This window comes from Vibrio sp. HENC-03, assembly GCF_000305755.2.
Lineage (GTDB): Bacteria > Pseudomonadota > Gammaproteobacteria > Enterobacterales > Vibrionaceae > Vibrio > Vibrio owensii.
Map to the genome: position 1 here is coordinate 379,074 of NZ_JH976122.1, position 17,582 is coordinate 396,655.

At 46.9% G+C, this 17,582-nt stretch carries 13 protein-coding genes; 10 read left to right on the forward strand and 3 right to left on the reverse strand.

The window, feature by feature from the left end:
• Positions 1-97: 97 nt before the first annotated feature.
• From VCHENC03_RS13485 to tsgA, 8 genes are all read left to right on the forward strand, one after another.
• A complete protein-coding gene (locus tag VCHENC03_RS13485; RefSeq protein WP_009705940.1) occupies positions 98-1,171 on the forward strand; it encodes a polyamine ABC transporter substrate-binding protein in 1,074 nt (357 codons plus the stop codon).
• Between the two features lie 105 nt (positions 1,172-1,276).
• On the forward strand, positions 1,277-2,248 hold the full coding sequence (locus VCHENC03_RS13480) for an ornithine cyclodeaminase family protein (protein WP_009705941.1): 972 nt from the start codon (positions 1,277-1,279) through the stop codon (positions 2,246-2,248).
• Positions 2,249-2,304: 56 nt separating this feature from the next.
• On the forward strand, positions 2,305-3,219 hold the full coding sequence (locus tag VCHENC03_RS13475; RefSeq protein WP_009705942.1) for a dihydrodipicolinate synthase family protein: 915 nt from the start codon (positions 2,305-2,307) through the stop codon (positions 3,217-3,219).
• 74 nt (positions 3,220-3,293) lie between these two features.
• Positions 3,294-4,433 (forward strand): ABC transporter ATP-binding protein, encoded by a 1,140-nt coding sequence (locus VCHENC03_RS13470; RefSeq protein WP_009705943.1) that lies wholly within the window; start codon positions 3,294-3,296, stop codon positions 4,431-4,433.
• Positions 4,430-5,710 (forward strand): ABC transporter permease, encoded by a 1,281-nt coding sequence (locus VCHENC03_RS13465; protein WP_009705944.1) that lies wholly within the window; start codon positions 4,430-4,432, stop codon positions 5,708-5,710. Before VCHENC03_RS13470 ends, VCHENC03_RS13465 begins: the two co-directional genes overlap by 4 nt.
• Before the next feature lie 2 nt (positions 5,711-5,712).
• Positions 5,713-6,561: an ABC transporter permease gene (locus VCHENC03_RS13460; protein WP_005439919.1), complete on the forward strand. Its 849-nt coding sequence runs from the start codon at positions 5,713-5,715 to the stop codon at positions 6,559-6,561.
• A 221-nt stretch (positions 6,562-6,782) separates the two neighbouring features.
• Positions 6,783-7,493: a purine-nucleoside phosphorylase gene (deoD, locus tag VCHENC03_RS13455; RefSeq protein WP_370445480.1), complete on the forward strand. Its 711-nt coding sequence runs from the start codon at positions 6,783-6,785 to the stop codon at positions 7,491-7,493.
• Positions 7,494-7,579: 86 nt separating this feature from the next.
• Positions 7,580-8,746: an MFS transporter TsgA gene (tsgA, locus tag VCHENC03_RS13450; protein ID WP_009705945.1), complete on the forward strand. Its 1,167-nt coding sequence runs from the start codon at positions 7,580-7,582 to the stop codon at positions 8,744-8,746.
• Between the two features lie 66 nt (positions 8,747-8,812).
• On the opposite strand, the gene VCHENC03_RS13445 is transcribed toward tsgA, so the two are convergent.
• Complete coding sequence (locus VCHENC03_RS13445; protein WP_009705946.1) at positions 8,813-9,487, reverse strand: Crp/Fnr family transcriptional regulator; 675 nt, start codon at positions 9,485-9,487, stop codon at positions 8,813-8,815.
• A gap of 9 nt (positions 9,488-9,496) precedes the next feature.
• Positions 9,497-9,925 carry a hypothetical protein gene (locus VCHENC03_RS13440; RefSeq protein WP_009705947.1) on the reverse strand — a complete coding sequence of 143 codons (429 nt, stop codon included), beginning with the start codon at positions 9,923-9,925 and terminating at the stop codon, positions 9,497-9,499.
• A gap of 411 nt (positions 9,926-10,336) precedes the next feature.
• Here VCHENC03_RS13440 and VCHENC03_RS13435 point away from each other — a divergent pair, with 411 nt between their 5' ends.
• Together VCHENC03_RS13435 and VCHENC03_RS13430 are read left to right on the forward strand one after the other, a co-directional pair.
• Positions 10,337-10,870 carry a hypothetical protein gene (locus VCHENC03_RS13435; protein WP_009705948.1) on the forward strand — a complete coding sequence of 178 codons (534 nt, stop codon included), beginning with the start codon at positions 10,337-10,339 and terminating at the stop codon, positions 10,868-10,870.
• 326 nt (positions 10,871-11,196) lie between these two features.
• A complete protein-coding gene (locus VCHENC03_RS13430) occupies positions 11,197-13,641 on the forward strand; it encodes a collagenase (RefSeq protein WP_032802704.1) in 2,445 nt (814 codons plus the stop codon).
• A 115-nt stretch (positions 13,642-13,756) separates the two neighbouring features.
• Here the strand turns inward: VCHENC03_RS13430 and VCHENC03_RS13425 are convergent, their stop codons facing one another.
• Positions 13,757-17,467 (reverse strand): M66 family metalloprotease, encoded by a 3,711-nt coding sequence (locus tag VCHENC03_RS13425; RefSeq protein ID WP_157621124.1) that lies wholly within the window; start codon positions 17,465-17,467, stop codon positions 13,757-13,759.
• Positions 17,468-17,582: the final 115 nt, after the last annotated feature.

The following is a 17,582-nucleotide window of genomic DNA, read 5'->3' on the forward strand; positions in this document are numbered from 1 at the left end:
TAAAATATATTTAATGCTAATGTTAACGAAAATTTAACAACAAGGTGTCCAGCAGCCGTATCCGGATACCTCCAGAAAACGACCAAAGGAGTAAAACATGTCACGAATGACGAAAGCACCACTGGCGATGTTGATTTCAGGAATGCTGTTGGGGACCTCTGCATACGCAGAAGAGAAATTAACGATTGTGTCTTGGGGTGGTGCGTTTACCAAGAGCCAAGTTGAGGCGTACCACAAACCTTTTATCAAAAAGACGGGCGTTGAGATTGTCTCAGAAGACTTCAGTGGTGGTTTAGCCGAAATCAAAGCACAAGTAGAAGCCAATAATGTGCGCTGGGATCTGGTATCACTAGACAAGCCAGACATTGTACGCGGCTGTGCAGAAGGGCTGTTAGAGCCTGTTAATCCGAGTATTTTGCCGCCGGGTGCAGATGGCACGCCAGCAGAGCAAGATTTCATTGAAGGGGCGATTCACGAATGCGCAATCAACTCGATTGTGGTCTCGACGGTACTCGCCGTTAATGAAGAGGCATTTAAAGGCAAAGCTGCACCTAGCAAGTTGACCGACCTTTTTGATTTGCAGAACTTTCCTGGTCGACGTGCGCTACAAAAGCAGCCTCAAGGTAACTTAGAGTGGGCGCTGTTGGCGGATGGCGTGAAGCCTGAAGAGGTTTATGCCTTGCTAGAGACCGAACAAGGGCGCGAGCGAGCATTTGCAAAGCTCGATACCATCAAATCACAAGTGTTGTGGTGGACCACTGGTGCTCAGCCACCACAAATGCTCGCCGACAAAGAAGTGGTGATAGCCTCAGCATTTAACGGTCGTATCCATAATGCCAGACAAGATGAAGGTCAGCCATTTCGCATTATTTGGGATCACCAAATGGGATACATGAACGGCTGGGCGATTCCAAAAGGCAGTGCACACACCAAGCTAGCGTTCGATTTCATCGCCTTTTCGTCGGGTACTAAGCCTTTAGCTGACCAAGCAAAATACGTTGCCTATGGTCCAACCCGTAAGTCGTCGTCGGCGCAAGTAAGCCCTGAGATTTTGGCAAACCTGCCTACCGCACCGCAGAACTTTAAAACAGCCTTTTTGATTGATGACGAGTGGTGGTCGGATTATGCCGATGAGCTCAACGAAGAGTTTAACACTTGGCTGCTTAATTAGGCGTTAATCAAGCGCTAGCTCAGTTGAGTGTTACCACTGAAGGGACGGGCTTGATAACCAAAAGTTCCGCCTCTGACGTTTCCTTTTATTTGCTTTGGAGAAACCATGAACGTTATCGATGCGCAGCAAGTTGCCAAGTGTTTGAGCATGAATTCATTGATTGAAACCATGCGAGAAACTTATGCCCAGCCTGCTGCTATTCCCCAGCGAAGAGTGATGCCTTTGGAAGAAGGTAAGTATGAAGCATTTGCTTTGCTGCCAGCATGGAGCCAAGACTTAATCGCGGTTAAAGCTTTTACCTATTTCCCACAGAACCCAGCACATGGCAAAGATACGCTGGCTTCCAAAATCTTGGTGTTTAAAAGAGAAGATGGTCAGCCTGTCGCATTGGTCGATGGAAAAGTGCTGACCTTCTGGCGCACGGCAGCGGCGTCTGCGTTAGCTGCGGATTACCTAGCGCGTGAAAACGCTTCTCGGTTGCTGATATACGGAACTGGTAATTTGGCACCATATTTTGCGTGGGCGTATGCCGCAGTTCGCCCGCTTAAACAGGTTTATGTTTGGGGACGAAGCTTGGACAAAGCGATGGCTACCGTTGATCGCATTGTCTCTTCGCCAGAGTATCAATCCTTGCCAATCGAACGTCAGTTTGCGGTGTCGGTGGTTGAGAGCGTCGATGAGACTCTTGAACACGTTGATATCATTAGTTGTGTAACAGCTTCCGCTACACCATTGTTTGATGGTGCAAAGGTTCTACCCGGCACACATATCGACTTAGTGGGTAATCATGATTCGGATAAACGAGAGTGTGACTCGACAGTTGTGCAGCGCGCACTGGTGTATGTCGATAGCCGTATCAATGTGTTAGCGGAAGCAGGAGATTTACTGATCCCAATCCAAGAGGGCGTGTTTAACGCCGAGCAGATTAAAGGAGAGTTGCCACAGCTTTGCGCCAAAGAAGTGAGAGCGCGTCAGAGTGATGAGGCGATCACCTTATACAAATCGGTGGGCAGTGCCTTAGCCGATTTAGCCGCCGTAAAAGCGGTATTGAAAGAAAGCGGCATCAGCCTAGTTTGAGCATTTTTGCTCGCCTTTTTAAATTGCATACAATATACATATAGGGAAGGAAGTTCATGAAAGTAGAATGGAAAGGTGTCTATCCAGCTGTCAGTACTCAGTTTCGTCACGATCAGTCAATTGATTTAGATGCAACGCAAACCGTTATCGATAACCAAATTAAAGATGGCGTCAACGGCATTATCTGTTTGGGTACGGTAGGAGAAAACTGCGCCTTGTATCCAGAAGAAAAACGTCAGGTATTGCAGGCAGCACAAGAAGTGGTCAATGGTCGTGTACCTTTGATAGCAGGTACGGCAGAGTCCATCACCACTGCAGCGATTGACTATATGCAAGACGCTCAAAAAATCGGTATTGATGGCTGTATGGTGATGCCAGCAATGGTGTACCGCACGTCAGAAAGCGAGACTTTTGATTACTACCGCACTTTGGCGCAAGCGACGCCAGAAATGCCAATTATGATTTACAACAACCCCGTTTCTTACGGGGTGGATGTCAATCTCGACATCATGGCGAAGTTGGCTGAATTTGAAAGCATTGTGGCGGTGAAAGAGTCCACCACCGATACGCGCCGCATTACAGAACTCTACAACCAATTTGACGATCGCTTTACCGTGTTCAGCGGCGTTGATGACATTGCGCTTGAATCACTAATGCTTGGTGCAACAGGCTGGATCTCTGGCTTGACCAATGCATTCCCTGAAGAGTCAGTAGCGATTTACAAGTTGGCAAGTCAAGGTCGTTACGCAGAAGCGTTGGAGATTTACCGCTGGTTCCTACCATTGCTGCGTTTAGACACCATCCCAACTTTGGTTCAGTGCATCAAGCTGGCGGAGCAAGTGTGTGGACGCGGCTCTGAGCAAGTTCGTGCCCCTCGTCAAATCTTGCAAGGAGCAGAGCGTGAACAGGTGATTCAATTGGTCGAGCATGCGCTTGCTACTCGTTTAGACCTAACTAAATACAATTTATAACCAAGCTGCTTAGCAGGGCGTTAACTGACGCTCTGCTTATTCTTGATGTTCAAAAAAGTGAGAGGAGGGAAGCCATGAATTCGGCGAACAAGGACTATGTCAGCTTTCAACACGTTAAGAAAACCTACGATGGCACCAACTTGGTTGTAAAAGATTTTAACTTAGATATTGCCCCTGGTGAGTTTGTCACCATGCTTGGACCTTCCGGTTCGGGCAAAACCACGTGCTTAATGATGCTGGCAGGGTTTGAAACCGCCACTGGCGGCGAAATTTATATTGATGGCGTGCCGGTGAATAACCTTGCTCCGCATAAGCGAGACATCGGCATGGTATTTCAAAACTACGCGCTCTTTCCCCATATGACCATTGCTGAAAACCTTGCTTTTCCACTGAAGGTTCGCAAGCTCGATAGTGAAACCATCGAGAGCAAAGTGCAAAGCGCATTAGACATGGTGGAGCTAGGGCACGTTGCTAGTCGTTATCCCAAGCAATTATCCGGAGGTCAACAACAGCGCGTTGCACTCGCCAGAGCCTTGGTGTTCGAGCCAAAACTTGTGTTGATGGATGAGCCGTTGGGTGCGCTGGATAAGCAGCTTCGCGAGCAAATGCAGATGGAAATAAAGCATCTTCACGAAAAGCTCGGCATCACCATTTTGTACGTGACGCACGATCAAGATGAAGCGCTGACGATGTCTGATCGCATTGCGGTATTTAACCATGGCGAAGTGCAGCAATTGGCGCCGCCAACTGAGTTGTACGAATCGCCAAGCAATGCGTTTGTGGCGCAGTTTATTGGTGAGAACAACCAACTTACCGGTATTGTAAACACGTTAGATGATGCTCGCTGCCAAGTGCAAGTCGGGAAGGCGGCATTCAATGCGAAACCGGTAAGAGTTACAGAGCGAGGGCAGCGTACCATGCTTTCGATTCGACCTGAAAAAATCATCCTTCAGTCTGATGGTGACCTGTGTGATAACCAAGTTTCCGGTATCTTGCGTGAGCTGATTTACCATGGTGACCATTATCGCTTAGTGGTTGACGTTGAGACGGTGGGTAAACTCGTCGTCAAAGTGCCAAATGACAATCGCCCCCATCTCTCACTTACTCCGGGCGCACAATGCCGCATCGGCTGGCAAAGTGAAGATTGTCACGCCCTTGATTGCTCACAACCTCAATCTCAACCGCAAACGGAATGCAATGAGGAGGCTGCATGAGTCGAGAGCTAACCTCGTTGGACTCGGTATTGGAAATCGAGCGCCAAGTTCATGAGCAAGAACACGATCTCAAAGCTCAGCTGCAAAAAGCAGAACGGAGAAAAACCATCCGTTCGATCATGCTTACTGTGCCCTTGGTGTGTTTCATTTTACTCACCTTTGCATTTCCTATCTTAGAAATGCTGTATCGCAGTGTCGACAATCGAGCCATACCTCAAGCATTGCCAGAAACAATTCAAGCGCTGGAAAGCTGGGACTATCGAGGTCAGCCGCATCCAGAAGTGATCGCTGCGTTTTCTCATGAGCTATTGGGTTTGTATCAAAGCAAAACGCTACCAAAAATCGCCAATCGCATGAATATTGAAGTTTCCGGAATGCGCAGCTTAATGATGAAAACGGGAAGAAAGCTATCTCGCCTTGAGTCATTGCCAGCATCGATGACAGAGTTATCTAAGCTCGATAAGCGCTGGGCAGAAACCGAGTATTGGGCGGCGTTTAAGAACCTCAGTGGTGCCATTACATTGAGTCACTATTTAGCGGCATTAGACATGCAAGTGAATGAGTTTGGTGAAATTGAAGCGCAACCAGAAAAACGCCAGATCTACGTCGACCTTTTCTTTAAAACCTTTTGGATGTCGGTCTTAATCACGCTCATTTGTTTGGTGATGGCATACCCCGTAGCGTACTTGTTAGCAAACTTACCAGACAAGCGCGCAAACCTATTGTTGATCGTTGTTCTTCTACCGTTTTGGACTTCGTTACTTGTTCGGACTACGTCTTGGATTGTGTTGTTGCAAAACCAAGGTGTGATTAATGACTTACTGATTTGGTCTGGCTTAACGTCGGAACGGATTCAAATGATCCACAATACGTTTGGCACCGCGGTATCGATGGTTCACATCCTTTTGCCGTTCATGATTTTACCGCTTTATAGCGTGATGAAGGGCATTAGTCCGACATACTTCCGTGCAGCTCGTTCACTCGGTGCCACGCCTTTGGTGGCGTTTACCAAAGTTTATATGCCGCTGACATTACCCGGTATTGGTGCTGGTGCGCTGTTGACCTTCATCCTTTCCATCGGTTTTTACATCACACCAGCATTGGTGGGTGGACGAAGCGGGCAGATGATTTCCAACATGATTGCTTATCACATGCAAACCTCGTTGAACTGGGGCATGGCAGGGGCTTTAGGCGGTCTATTGCTGTTTGTGGTGTTAACGCTATTTTATGTGTTCAACCGCGTCGTGGGCATTAATAATATCAAGGTAGGAGGGTAATCATGGGTTTGCCAAATTATGCATCCAAAGGCGAGAGAGTTGCCTACGCTGGGTATTTGGTCTTTTGTGGCTTGGTGCTGTTTTTCCTTATCGCACCGATTTTAACTATCATTCCTTTATCGTTTAATGCCACACCTTATTTCACCTTTACTGAGGGCATGCTAAATCTCGACCCCGAGGCGTATTCAGTGCGTTGGTATCAAGAGATGTTCACCAACGAGCAGTGGTTGTTAGCGCTCAAAAACAGCACTTTTATCGCTTTGATGGCAACTTTAATTGCCACAGCGCTTGGCACATTAGCGGCACTAGGATTAGCCAGCAGTAATTTGCCGTTTCGCAATGCTATTATGGCGCTACTGATCTCGCCAATGATTGTTCCGGTGATCATCTCGGCGGCAGCTATGTATTTCTTCTATACGCGATTAGGACTTTCCCAGACTTACATCGGCATCATTTTGGCTCACGCTGCACTTGGTACACCGTTTGTGGTGATCACGGTAACGGCAACACTGAGTGGTTTTGACCACAGCTTAGTTAAAGCCGCTGCTAGCCTTGGAGCGAATCCGGTGTATACCTTCAGGCATGTGACGTTTCCTCTAATTCGCCCGGGTATGATCTCCGGCGGCTTGTTTGCTTTTGGCACTTCGTTTGATGAAGTGGTGGTCGCGCTGTTCTTAACAGGGGCGGAGCAAAAAACTGTACCAAGGCAAATGTGGTCTGGCATTCGCGAGCAAATCAGTCCGACCATACTCGCCGTCGCGACACTGTTGATTTTTATGTCGGTGTGTCTGCTTGTCACGCTAGAAATACTGCGCAGACGAAACGTGCGTATCCGTGGCATTCAAGAATAAATCTGGTTAAAGCAACAAGCCATTTTGCGGTTACCCTGAGCTTTCTCTGCAAAGAATTACTCACTTTTTTGACCGAATGCGCCTCCTTGTGGGCGCTTTTTTCGTTGAATACTGACGCTTTGCTCAGTTATGAGAGCTCGTACTTTCAAACCGGACTTTTGTCCTGAAACTTTGCCCTGCTTCCTCATTATGATTGCGCCATCAGAACGAACGAGGAAAACATTATGACTGCTCATATCGCAGGTTCTGCAGAAGATTTTGCTTCAACTGTTATCATGCCGGGTGATCCGCTACGCGCGAAATACATCGCGGAAACCTACCTAGATGACGCCAAACTGGTTACGGACATTCGTAACATGTTGGGTTACACCGGTTATTACAAAGGTCAGCGCATTTCAGTGATGGGACACGGCATGGGCATTCCATCAATGGTGCTCTATGGGCACGAGCTGATTAATGACTTTGGTGTGAAACGCATCATCCGAATCGGCAGCATCGGCGCGACGCAAAAAGACGTTCACATGCGTGACGTTATCCTAGCCCAAGCGGCAGGCACAGATTCACCGACGAATGCTAAGCGCAGCAGTGGCTACCATATGGCAACGTCTGCAACGTTTGAACTGCTGCACAACGCTTACATGTCTGCGAAAGAGAAGGGCATTGATGTCAAAGTGGGTAACATCTTCACTGGCGATCTTTACTACGATCCGGATGAAGACATGATCCCAGCCTTAGAGCGCTTTGGCGTACTTGGTGTGGATATGGAAGTCGCGGGCTTGTATGGCTTGGCACACCAATTCGGTATTGAATCGCTGGCGATTTTGACTGTGTCTGATCACTGCATTACTGGCGAAGAAACCACAGCAGAAGAGCGTCAGCTTTCTTTCAACAATATGATTGAAATTGCGCTAGAAACAGCGATTAAAGCTTAACCCTACAATTAAGTTTTCTTTGAGAGCTGGCTCGCTGGCTCTCTCTAATACTAAGAACATCTATCTATGAGCCCTTGGAGTGAATTATGAAAAATAAAATAACACTCACCGCAATTAGCTTTCTCGCTAACTTCATTATGGCGGGTTTTGCGACCCAATTTGGTATGTTGGTTGAACCGCTAGCCAACACCTTTGATGCGAACGTTAACGAAGTCGCATCGATTTTCTCACTGTTAAACGGCGGCGCACTTGCCGGTACTATCGCGGCTTTCTTTTTGATTGAAAAAGTCGGCATCAAACGCATGACCGTACTGTGTTACGGCGCGATTGCCGCGGCAGCACTGAGTCTATATGTCGCGCCTTCTCTGTTTATCGTGATGCTCGGCATGACCGTAATTGGCTTCTGTGGCGGTGTCGGTCTTTGTATCGCGGGTACTATCGTGGTGTCGGTGTGGAAAGACAAAATTCAAAGCACCATGCTGGTGGTTCAAGACGCGACCTTTAACATTGCTGGCGTCGTCTTCCCATTGATCACCACTTACGCGCTGACGAACGCAATGAATTGGAGCATCAGTTACCTAAGTGTGGGCGTTGTGGCGTTGGCAACCATGTTTGTTGCCTTACTAACCAACTTTAACCGATGTGGTGGCGAAAGCGGCTCTGAACAAGAAGCAAAATCTGAATGGAACTTCGGCATCATCAGCGGTGGCGTAGGTTTGTTCCTAGGTATGCTTGCGTTGTACACCTTCCTAACTTGGGCACCAATGTTCGTGAAAGAGAAGTTTGATATTCCATTTGAGCAAGCAGGCAATATCATCACTCAATACTGGTCTGCCGCTCTGGTTGGTGCATTGGTTTCTACCGTGATTGTTTCGCGCATGAAGATTCAGACATTCCTACTGACTATCATCTCTGTTGCTATGGTGATCACCAGCGTTATCGTCACCACGGATAAACTAGAATGGTTGTCATACCTGACTTACGGTTACGGCTTTGCTTGTGCTGCGCTTTACAATGCTTTCATCGCTTACGGTGTATCGTTTGTGCGCAATGCAACCAGTAAGAACGTGTCTTACATCTTAATCAGCGGCAGTGCGGGCGCGATGTTCAGCCCAGCTATCAGTTCGGTAATGGAAAGCGTGGTTGGTCTGCAAACCGTGATGTACGCCATTCCAGTTATCTACGCAGTGGTCGTCGCAATGCTGGTGGTTTCAATGAAGTTTAAGACAGTAGAGCAAACGCAAGCCGCTTAAATTAATAAGAGAACAAAAAGGTCTGCATTGTGCAGACCTTTTCTCATTTACGATTGAAGAACTCAGCTATTCTTCGACAAAATTACGCAGTCCGTCCAAGTCGAGAATACGTAAGCCTTTCTTTTCTTTGGCGATAAAGCCCTTGTTTTCAAGCTCTTTCACCGCGCGGCGATAAACACGATCTGAGGTGGCAAATCGCTCCGCTTCCAAATAGTTCTTTTGGAACCCATCCACTGGAAGATCATTTAAATACTGATGATAGATGTCGTATGCCACATTGTAGGTGATTGGGTAGAGTAATCGGCGAGAAAGAATCTCCACCGTATCTTGGTAATCAATCGCGATGGCGCTGGCAAAGTAAAGCGACAGTCGAGGCTGTTCTAACAAGCATTTTTGCAGCTTTTGCGCGTCAATAATCGCAACTTCAACCGGTTCTACAGGAGCAATGTCCATTTGGCAGCGGTAGCCAGTAAAGAACTCCATTTCACCAAAGACTTGTTGTTCACACTCTAGCGTGCCAAGCAGAAAGGTTTTGCCGTTTCTTGCTGTAACGCCCATAGAGATGCGCCCTGAATCGACCAAATATAAGTTCTCGACATGCTCACCTTGGGTGAGGAGCTTTTCGTTTTCATCAAAAATTCGGCGCGTACAGATGCAATCTCGGATCGTTTTTTCGATGAGATGTTTATCTTCACTCCATTGCGCCTCAAAGCGTCCTTTACCTAGGGTTTGTAATTGCATCGACGTACCTTAAATGACAATACCTGCGTGCTCAAAACGTGCCATTAATGGCTTGCTCTCTTGCTGATACCAACTTGTCGGCATGTTGGGTTTTAGCTGGGCTTTTTCTTGTTTGCTGATCACAACATAGCGCAAAAACGTGTCGAGTGTGCTCGTCATTATTTCAAAGCTCATATCGCCATCTTTACTGATGGTTTTTAATAGTCCAACGACCGTATCTTCCGGTATCAATGGTTCGATAACTGCATGTTTGCGCTCGGTAATCGTCTTAGAACAAGGTAGTGAAGCACGGGCAGTTTCCCAACACACTTTATTGGTTTTACTCACGAGGTTGTGTTTGTAGCAGTAATAGCTAAACAAAAAGCGTGACAGGTTCTGCCAGCGCTCAGCTTGGACTTCTAACCAAAGGTGTTGCAGCTCGATATCAGCGTCAGTCATGGGAATGCGTCAGAAAAGGAAAAGAGGGCGCATTCTAGCGTGTTAGGTATACAAAGCCAAAGCGTCTGGTGATTTAGGTACAAATTGGTTGTTCAAAAAACAGCGATAACTTGTCAAAAGCCTGACAATAGCGTTTGAAAACGAAAATAGTATTTTTGTGCTCTATATTTATTTTGAATTTCCAGATTTATAACATTGGTCAAGTTTTTGATTATTGTGGATAAATAATTTTATCAAAATAACTATGTGATTTTCCTTCAGATAGCATGTGGTCGGTAGTAATATCAAACTACGATTATGAGTTACAATTAACAAAATATTGAGAAAGAGAAGCGCATTTTTAGTCTGATGTGGTTCTCCCTTGTTTTGATGTGCTACTGTTTTAATAAAGTATGTGTTTGGTAGGTTTTTATGTTTGGAGTTAGCAAAAATGCTGCGGTTTCTGGCTTGTATCAAGCTAGCGAACTCAGAGCGAAACTATTCTCCAAGGAGTTGGAGATTTTGAGGCTTAGGGCAGAGTCAGAATTCCATCAGGTTCTTGATGAACTATTAAGAATCAAAGATAACAACACCAAGTTGCAGGAAGGTGGACTGAAAGACAAGCTAGAGCAAGAAAAACTCAAGTGGAATGGTTCGCAAATGATGGCCATAGAGCAACGTATTGAATCTGTTCGATTGCTTATCGAAGATTGTCATGCGTATGTTCGCAATGTACAAGAGAGTTTCTCAGAAGATGAAAGCCTCGGTTACTCGAATATGACCAAAAAAGAGATAGAGCATGAGTTGGAAGCTTTGTCCTTTGCCAAAGTTCTGAATTCCTCCGCAAGACAATACTTCTACAATTCACTTGAGTATGAGTTATATACGGACAAGACACCAAACATCGAGTTTTTATACTCGGTGAAAGACCAGATATCCATGTTGCATGAAAACAAAGCAGCATGAGATGAATAAAGAAAGCCCTCGAATCCGAGGGCTTTTTTGTGCCTCCAATCCCAGTTCATTCTCTCAGTTACTCTTGAATGTTATTAAATTAATTATTGCTAATGTCGCTAGCCGGCAAACCTAAATCAAGCAAATGGATTTTATAAAGTTCGTCTTCTGGCAGATTGAGTACTAGAAACTGAGACCAAAGTTCTTGAATGTTAATGAATTGTTTCTTTTAAAGCTCAAGGCGCTTTATATGAGAGTGCTCTTTGTCGTGAGAAGAGTAAATGGTGATGCCTAAGTGGTAACGGCATTTAAGGAACTCATCATATAGAAGAATAAAGATGGAACTAAAAAATCTCACCGTCGCGATAGCGACCTTCTTTGCTAGTACGAATGCGCTTGCTTTAAGTGAGCCATCGCAGCAAGTCACAGAAATATATCAACATCACGCTCATCAAAGCGGTAATGATAGAGCGTTGCCAGATTATGCACCAACTAAGCTGCTTCCCCAGCAACCGAAACCGACCCTTCGTACCCTTTCTACTCGGTCTGCGGAGCAGGCAGCAAACGTGTGTGATGTAGAAGCTTTCACTTCGAACAGTAGCAATGATGTGCTCAACGCAATCAAAACCCAAGGAGCAAGTTGTGTTAATGCGCTTTTCTCAGCCGAGAGTCGAATACAAGAAGCGGCGTTCGACTCTGGGCACATGTACAACATTGCAAAGCACACGACCAATTTAGCGAAAGCCTACGCTGGGGGCGGCAGTGATGAGCTTGAAGCTTTGTTCCTGTATTTGCGAGCAGGTTATTACGCTGAGTTTTACAACAACAAGGTCTCGTTTCTTTCTTGGGTGACCCCTGCAGTAAAAGAAGCCGTCGATGCCTTCGTTAACAATGCGAACTTTTATGAGAACAGTGACCCCCATGGCAAGGTGCTCAGCGAAGTCATTATCACTATGGACAGTGCAGGGCTCCAGCATGCCTATCTACCACAGGTTACGCAGTGGCTCACTCGCTGGGACAGTCAATACGCTCAGAACTGGTACATGCGTAATGCAGTGAATGGCGTATTTACCATTTTGTTTGGTGGTCAGTGGAATGAGCAATTTGTGCAAACCATCGGTAATCAGACTGAGCTTGTTAAAGCACTAGGGGATTTTGCACTGCGCTCGTCAGCTATCGGTGCGAGTGATGAGTTTATGGCAGCGAATGCTGGTCGTGAGTTAGGACGATTAACCAAATATTCCGGTAGTGCTTCCAGTACAGTGAAAAGCAAACTGACCGAGATCTTTGCTCAATACGAGATGTACGGTAGAGGCGATGCCATTTGGCTTGGCGCCGCCGATACGGTCTCTTATTACGCGGATTGTAGTGACTATGGAATTTGTAACTTTGAGTCCCAGTTGAAAGGTTTAGTGCTTTCTCAATCGTACACATGTAGTCCTACCATTCGTATTTTGTCGCAGAACATGACGCAAGATCAGCACGTCGAGGCTTGTTCGAAGATGGGGTACGAAGAGGGGTATTTCCACACTTCACTTGAGACAGGAAGACAACCTGTTGAGGATGACTACAACACGCAGTTGCAGGTCAACATCTTTGATTCAAGCGATGATTACGGCAAATACGCTGGACCGATTTTTAACATCAATACCAACAATGGTGGGATGTACCTTGAGGGCGATCCAGCAACGCCGGGGAACATCCCTAATTTTGTTGCTTATGAAGCGCCTTACGCCAATCCGGATCACTTTGTGTGGAACCTAGAGCACGAGTATGTTCATTACCTTGATGGACGATTTGACCTTTATGGTGGCTTCGGTCATCCAACTGAAAGAATCGTGTGGTGGAGTGAGGGCATTGCCGAATATGTGTCGAAGGAGAACGATAACCAAGCTGCGATAGACACCATCAAAGATGGGTCAACGTTTACGCTCAGTGAGATCTTTGAGACCAGTTATGATGGCTTTGATGTCGATAGAATTTATCGCTGGGGTTACTTGGCGGTTCGATTCATGTTTGAGCGACATAAAGACGACGTAAATCAAATGCTGATAGAAACTCGTCAGGGTAATTGGGCAAATTACAAAGCAACCATCAATCAGTGGGCAATCTTATACCAGAGCGAGTTTGAACAGTGGCAACAAGCTCTTGTTTCTGGTGATGCTCCTAATGCAGTCATAACCGCAAACAGTGAGGGTAAAGTCGGTGAAAGCATTACATTTAGCAGTGAAAACAGCACGGATGCAAACGGGAAGATCGTCAGCGTCTTGTGGGATTTCGGTGATGGCACGACCAGCACACAAACCCAGCCGTCGCACCAATATGGCAGTGAAGGGCAGTACACGATCAGCTTAACCGTGACTGATAATGATGGGCTAACCGCAAGCACGACACACAGTCTTACTATTACGGCGCAGGGCGGTTCTGATGCGCTACCACAAGATTGTGCAGTGCAAAGTAAAATCAGTGGTGGACGCTTAACTGCGGGACAAGCGGCGTGTTTGGCGACGCAACAAACCATTTGGTTGAGTATCCCAGCGGTCAATGAGCACACCAGTATGGCAATCACCACGGCAAATGGGGTAGGCGACCTGAAAATTGAGTACAGCAATGATGGTTGGCCAAACGGTTCAAATCACCATGCGTGGTCAGACAATGCGGGTAATGCTGAGTGTATTACCTTGTCCAATCAGCGCAATTACTGGGGGTACGTTAAAATCTCTGGTGAGTTTGAAAATGCCGCGATTGTAGTGGACTTTGATACCTCAGGTTGTCGTCAGTAAACACTGTTTCTGTTAATTAAGATCAACTGGTCCTAGTAACAACAGAAAATGAAACGCCCAGCACGAGTTTACATTGTGCTGGGCGTTTTTATTCATATTGAATATCGGTTAAGGCTTAGAAGTGCCCCAAGTACTGCCAATCAGCGTTGTTTGGGTTCGCCTCCGTTGGCCAAGGGAAGTACCAGTACTTGCCGTCAATGAGGCGGTAGTAATGGTAACCACCACGGAAGTGGTACACGTAAATATCGTTTATCGTTCCCGTGTTGTTGTTCTCGCCCCAAACTCCCATGCGATCTTGCTTGTGCCAGTTTAAGATTTCGGCTTCAAACTTAGCTAGGTCACTGTTGAGCTCAGCAATGTACTGTTCAATATCCGTATCGCTACCAATAAAGCGCCAATCAGCGTCAGAGGTGTTTTGAACTGGCAACGCGCTGTTCACTCCCGGACGTTTTTGCATAAAGTAACGGCGCTCACCACTTTCATCGGTATCAATGAAAATAGCGTTCTCAGATTGTCCCCATGCCGTTGAACTCGCTTGTTCCCACGTTAGCAACTGCGGTTGATTGAAGTAGTTGGCAATGCGCTGTGCATTGTCGATGTTACTACGATCGACTTTCAGTGGGTTAAAACCAAACTGGACATGGTTTTCCGCTGATCCTAGGTACTTCCAGCCTTCATTGTCTGCTTGGTTGGTTGGGAAATCCGCCGCAGAGATATCACGCATTAAGAAGTAATCGCGAGTGCCGGTGACTGGGTTAGGGTACACGTAAAGTGCACCAGCGCGGCGTTCTGCACTTGTCTCACCATTGTTCAGCACACCCGCTCCGTAGTTGTCTGCTACGAACTTGTCGAAGTCAGCCACAAAGCCAAAGTCGATGCGGTTTAATGCTGCGTTGTCGGCAAACATGACTTGTTCATCAACGTATTGTTTGTAACCGTGCTCCTGACCAACAAAGATAGGACCAACAAGTTTATCTAGCGCTGGGTTTTGATCAGGGATCAAGCTATCTAGCACTTGTTCACCATTCACGTCAGTACAACTTAAGGTGACACGAGTCGGTAGTGGCAGTTGCTCTAGGTTAAAGTGGAACTTATTGCTTTGTGAGTCGTTTAATCGGCTACTTGCAACCGCAATGTTCTGTACTGAGCCATCTTGGCGCTCCACAGTAACTGCACAGCTACGTTGAGAGATCATACTTGGCTGATGCATTCCACCTTGATGTCGCGCGTAACGCCAATCTGCACCGTTGTTGTGTTTCACGCCACTAAACTGCTGGCAATGGGAAGAGGTAAAGTAGCCCGCACCATCATGGCTTGTGCCAGATTTATCAAGCACGCAAAGCGGTACTTCGCCAATTTCGGCGTTCGGCGTGTAAGTCACAGCACCTTCACCGTATTTAGACAGCAGCGAGTAGTCATGATCTTGAGATATCATGCGCTCACGCTGACCATTGATGTTCCAGTACATGTCTTCGCTGCTTTCACAACGCGCCATATCCGCACTGACTGTACCGACGAAGTTTGCGCTTTCGCCGTTGCTTGCTGTGTAGCTGAACTGACAAATACGAGCCTGCTGGTTGTTGACCTTCATCGTTTGCCACAAATCTTGTTGAATTTGCTCGTCAGACAAAGAAGACACCGCTTGCCAACCTTCCGGATGGTAAGTTACGTCGGGTGCAGAAGGCAGCTCAAATACGTTGCCGTAGTTGGAGTAAATTAGCGGGTACACTTGGTTTGCAAGTTCGTTACGCGGATCGTAAATGCCCAACATGGTGACAACAGGCACGCCTGCTGCAGTAGGTACTGGCGTGTCGGTTTGTGCTTCTTCGTAACTTTGGCTTTCTTGATTCCAACGAACATAACCAGTCGAGCTGTTTAAATCGACGTTAAAGCCGTTATTGAGCCACGTTTGTACACGGCGAGACTGAGAAGGGTGCTCTAACGTGTAATGACTAATAGTGCCCAATAGTGCGGCTTCGCCACCGGCTTGAGCGTCACGCATAAAGCGGAATTCACCCGCAAATGGTGGCACCACTTCACCACCCACATCGTTAGTTGTGGCTTCACCTGTCCAGTGTAAGTTACCGATAAAGCGGCGATGCAGAGCATCCCAACCCCAACCAGATTCCAAATCGTGCGTAGAAGCATACCAAGGGTAGTGACCGAGACCATAGTTATGACCCAGCTCGTGCGACCATTCGTTACCGGTTGTTGCCGTTAACGTCACGATGCCACCACCGCCACTGCCGCCATGGTCAATAACGCCGTTGGTGTATACGCCGCGGTTGGTGTGCGCAGTAATATGGTTGAAGCGTTTATTGTAAGCTTGCGAATAGCCAGCACTATCGGTAATGCCAACGTTCGCATTATTCACACCTGTAGAGACCAGTGCTTTACCAATGGCTTCACGCATGTCACCGCCGTGCCAGCCACCTTCACCATCGGAGCTTGTGGTGTAAACCTTACCGTTTGGCAGCGTCACTTTCGGGAAATAAGCGGCAGTGTAATCCGCCATCACCATTTTAGATGCTGGGATTTTCTGGAAGTAATCGGCGCTGAGTTTTGCCATGTTTTTGATCATGGTATTGCCATCACGCGGCGCCGTGAGCATACCCATGTCGATGTTTTGAATGATAAGCTCCGGCGCGCCGCCAAAGACAAGTTCATTAGCAGCTAAGTCGCCTTGGCGATCAGTGTTATCGGTTAAGCGCAGTGACAAGCCTGGCTTCATCCAATCCCATTGCAGCAGCAGTGACCACGCATGATGGGAGAATACCACTTTAGAACGTCCATTCTCTGGCTGATCAGAAGCAGCAAGCGCGCTTGGTGGTAGCATTGGGAGGCGAGTGATGACAGTGCCTTCAAAGCTCACTTCTACCCAAACTTGTTGAACGGTTTTGTCTTCTGGCGTGAATAAAAGCAAAGCTTCACGGTCGATCACCAAGTCAGGGAACAGGTTAACATCGTTTTGATTCGGGGCGGTGGTCGTATGGGTTTGAGCAAAATGGATAGAACCAGTCAAATCGCCATTCAAGTGATTTACTAGCGGCAATTCGTCTGCGTAACCAAGGCGTGCTGCACTTGTCGTGAACTCAATCTTTTGCGGCTCGATACAATCAATCGCATTACACGAAGAAAGCTCCGCCGTGTACCGAGTGTCTGGTTTCAGGTTGCCAATGAACAAGCCAGAGTGAACGTTATCATAACGAACAGGCTCTGAACCTGATTCGGTCAACGTCAAAACCACATTGTCATTCGCGTTTTGCGTAGCCCATTTTAGCTGAACACCTTGATCTGAAACGCTGGCTACGTTCAATGCATTGATGTTTGGCGCAGATAGGTCGCCACAATCAGAAGTCTCGATGTTTTGAATCATATCTGACTGCCAAATGTATTCGCCATTTGGACGCTTCGAGCCTCGGGCTGCAGGGATATATTCTACGTAGCAACCCGTGTCGTCTGGGTTCATCACGCCAAACTCTTTGTGCATCAGGTAGAAGCCACCGTTGTACATGATGAATTCCCATTCAGGACCGACGAAGTCCACCACATTGCGGTAGGCTTGGTCTTGATCGCCGAATAAGAATGGGAACTTAGGGTAGCCATCGAAGTTAACCCAGTATTCATAGCCTTGAAAATCAAGGTAGGTTTCGCCATCACGCTGGGACGTGCCTTGACCTTTGTCTGCTAACTGTTTGAGCATTTCTATGCGTTCAAAGGTTTGGTTACCGACTTCGACCAAGGTTAGGTCGTGGTTCGCGTTTGCGAAAGCGGCTGTACTTCCTAACAAGGATGAGATCAGCCAAGCGAGCGTGTTTTTCTTCATATTAGACTCTACTTTTGCCAATGGAATAGACATTTATGTGTCGCCAGAAGCTCGACACAGTATGGAGGGGATTACATAAGCAATCTCAATGTGAGTGGCTTACAGATTTGATTAT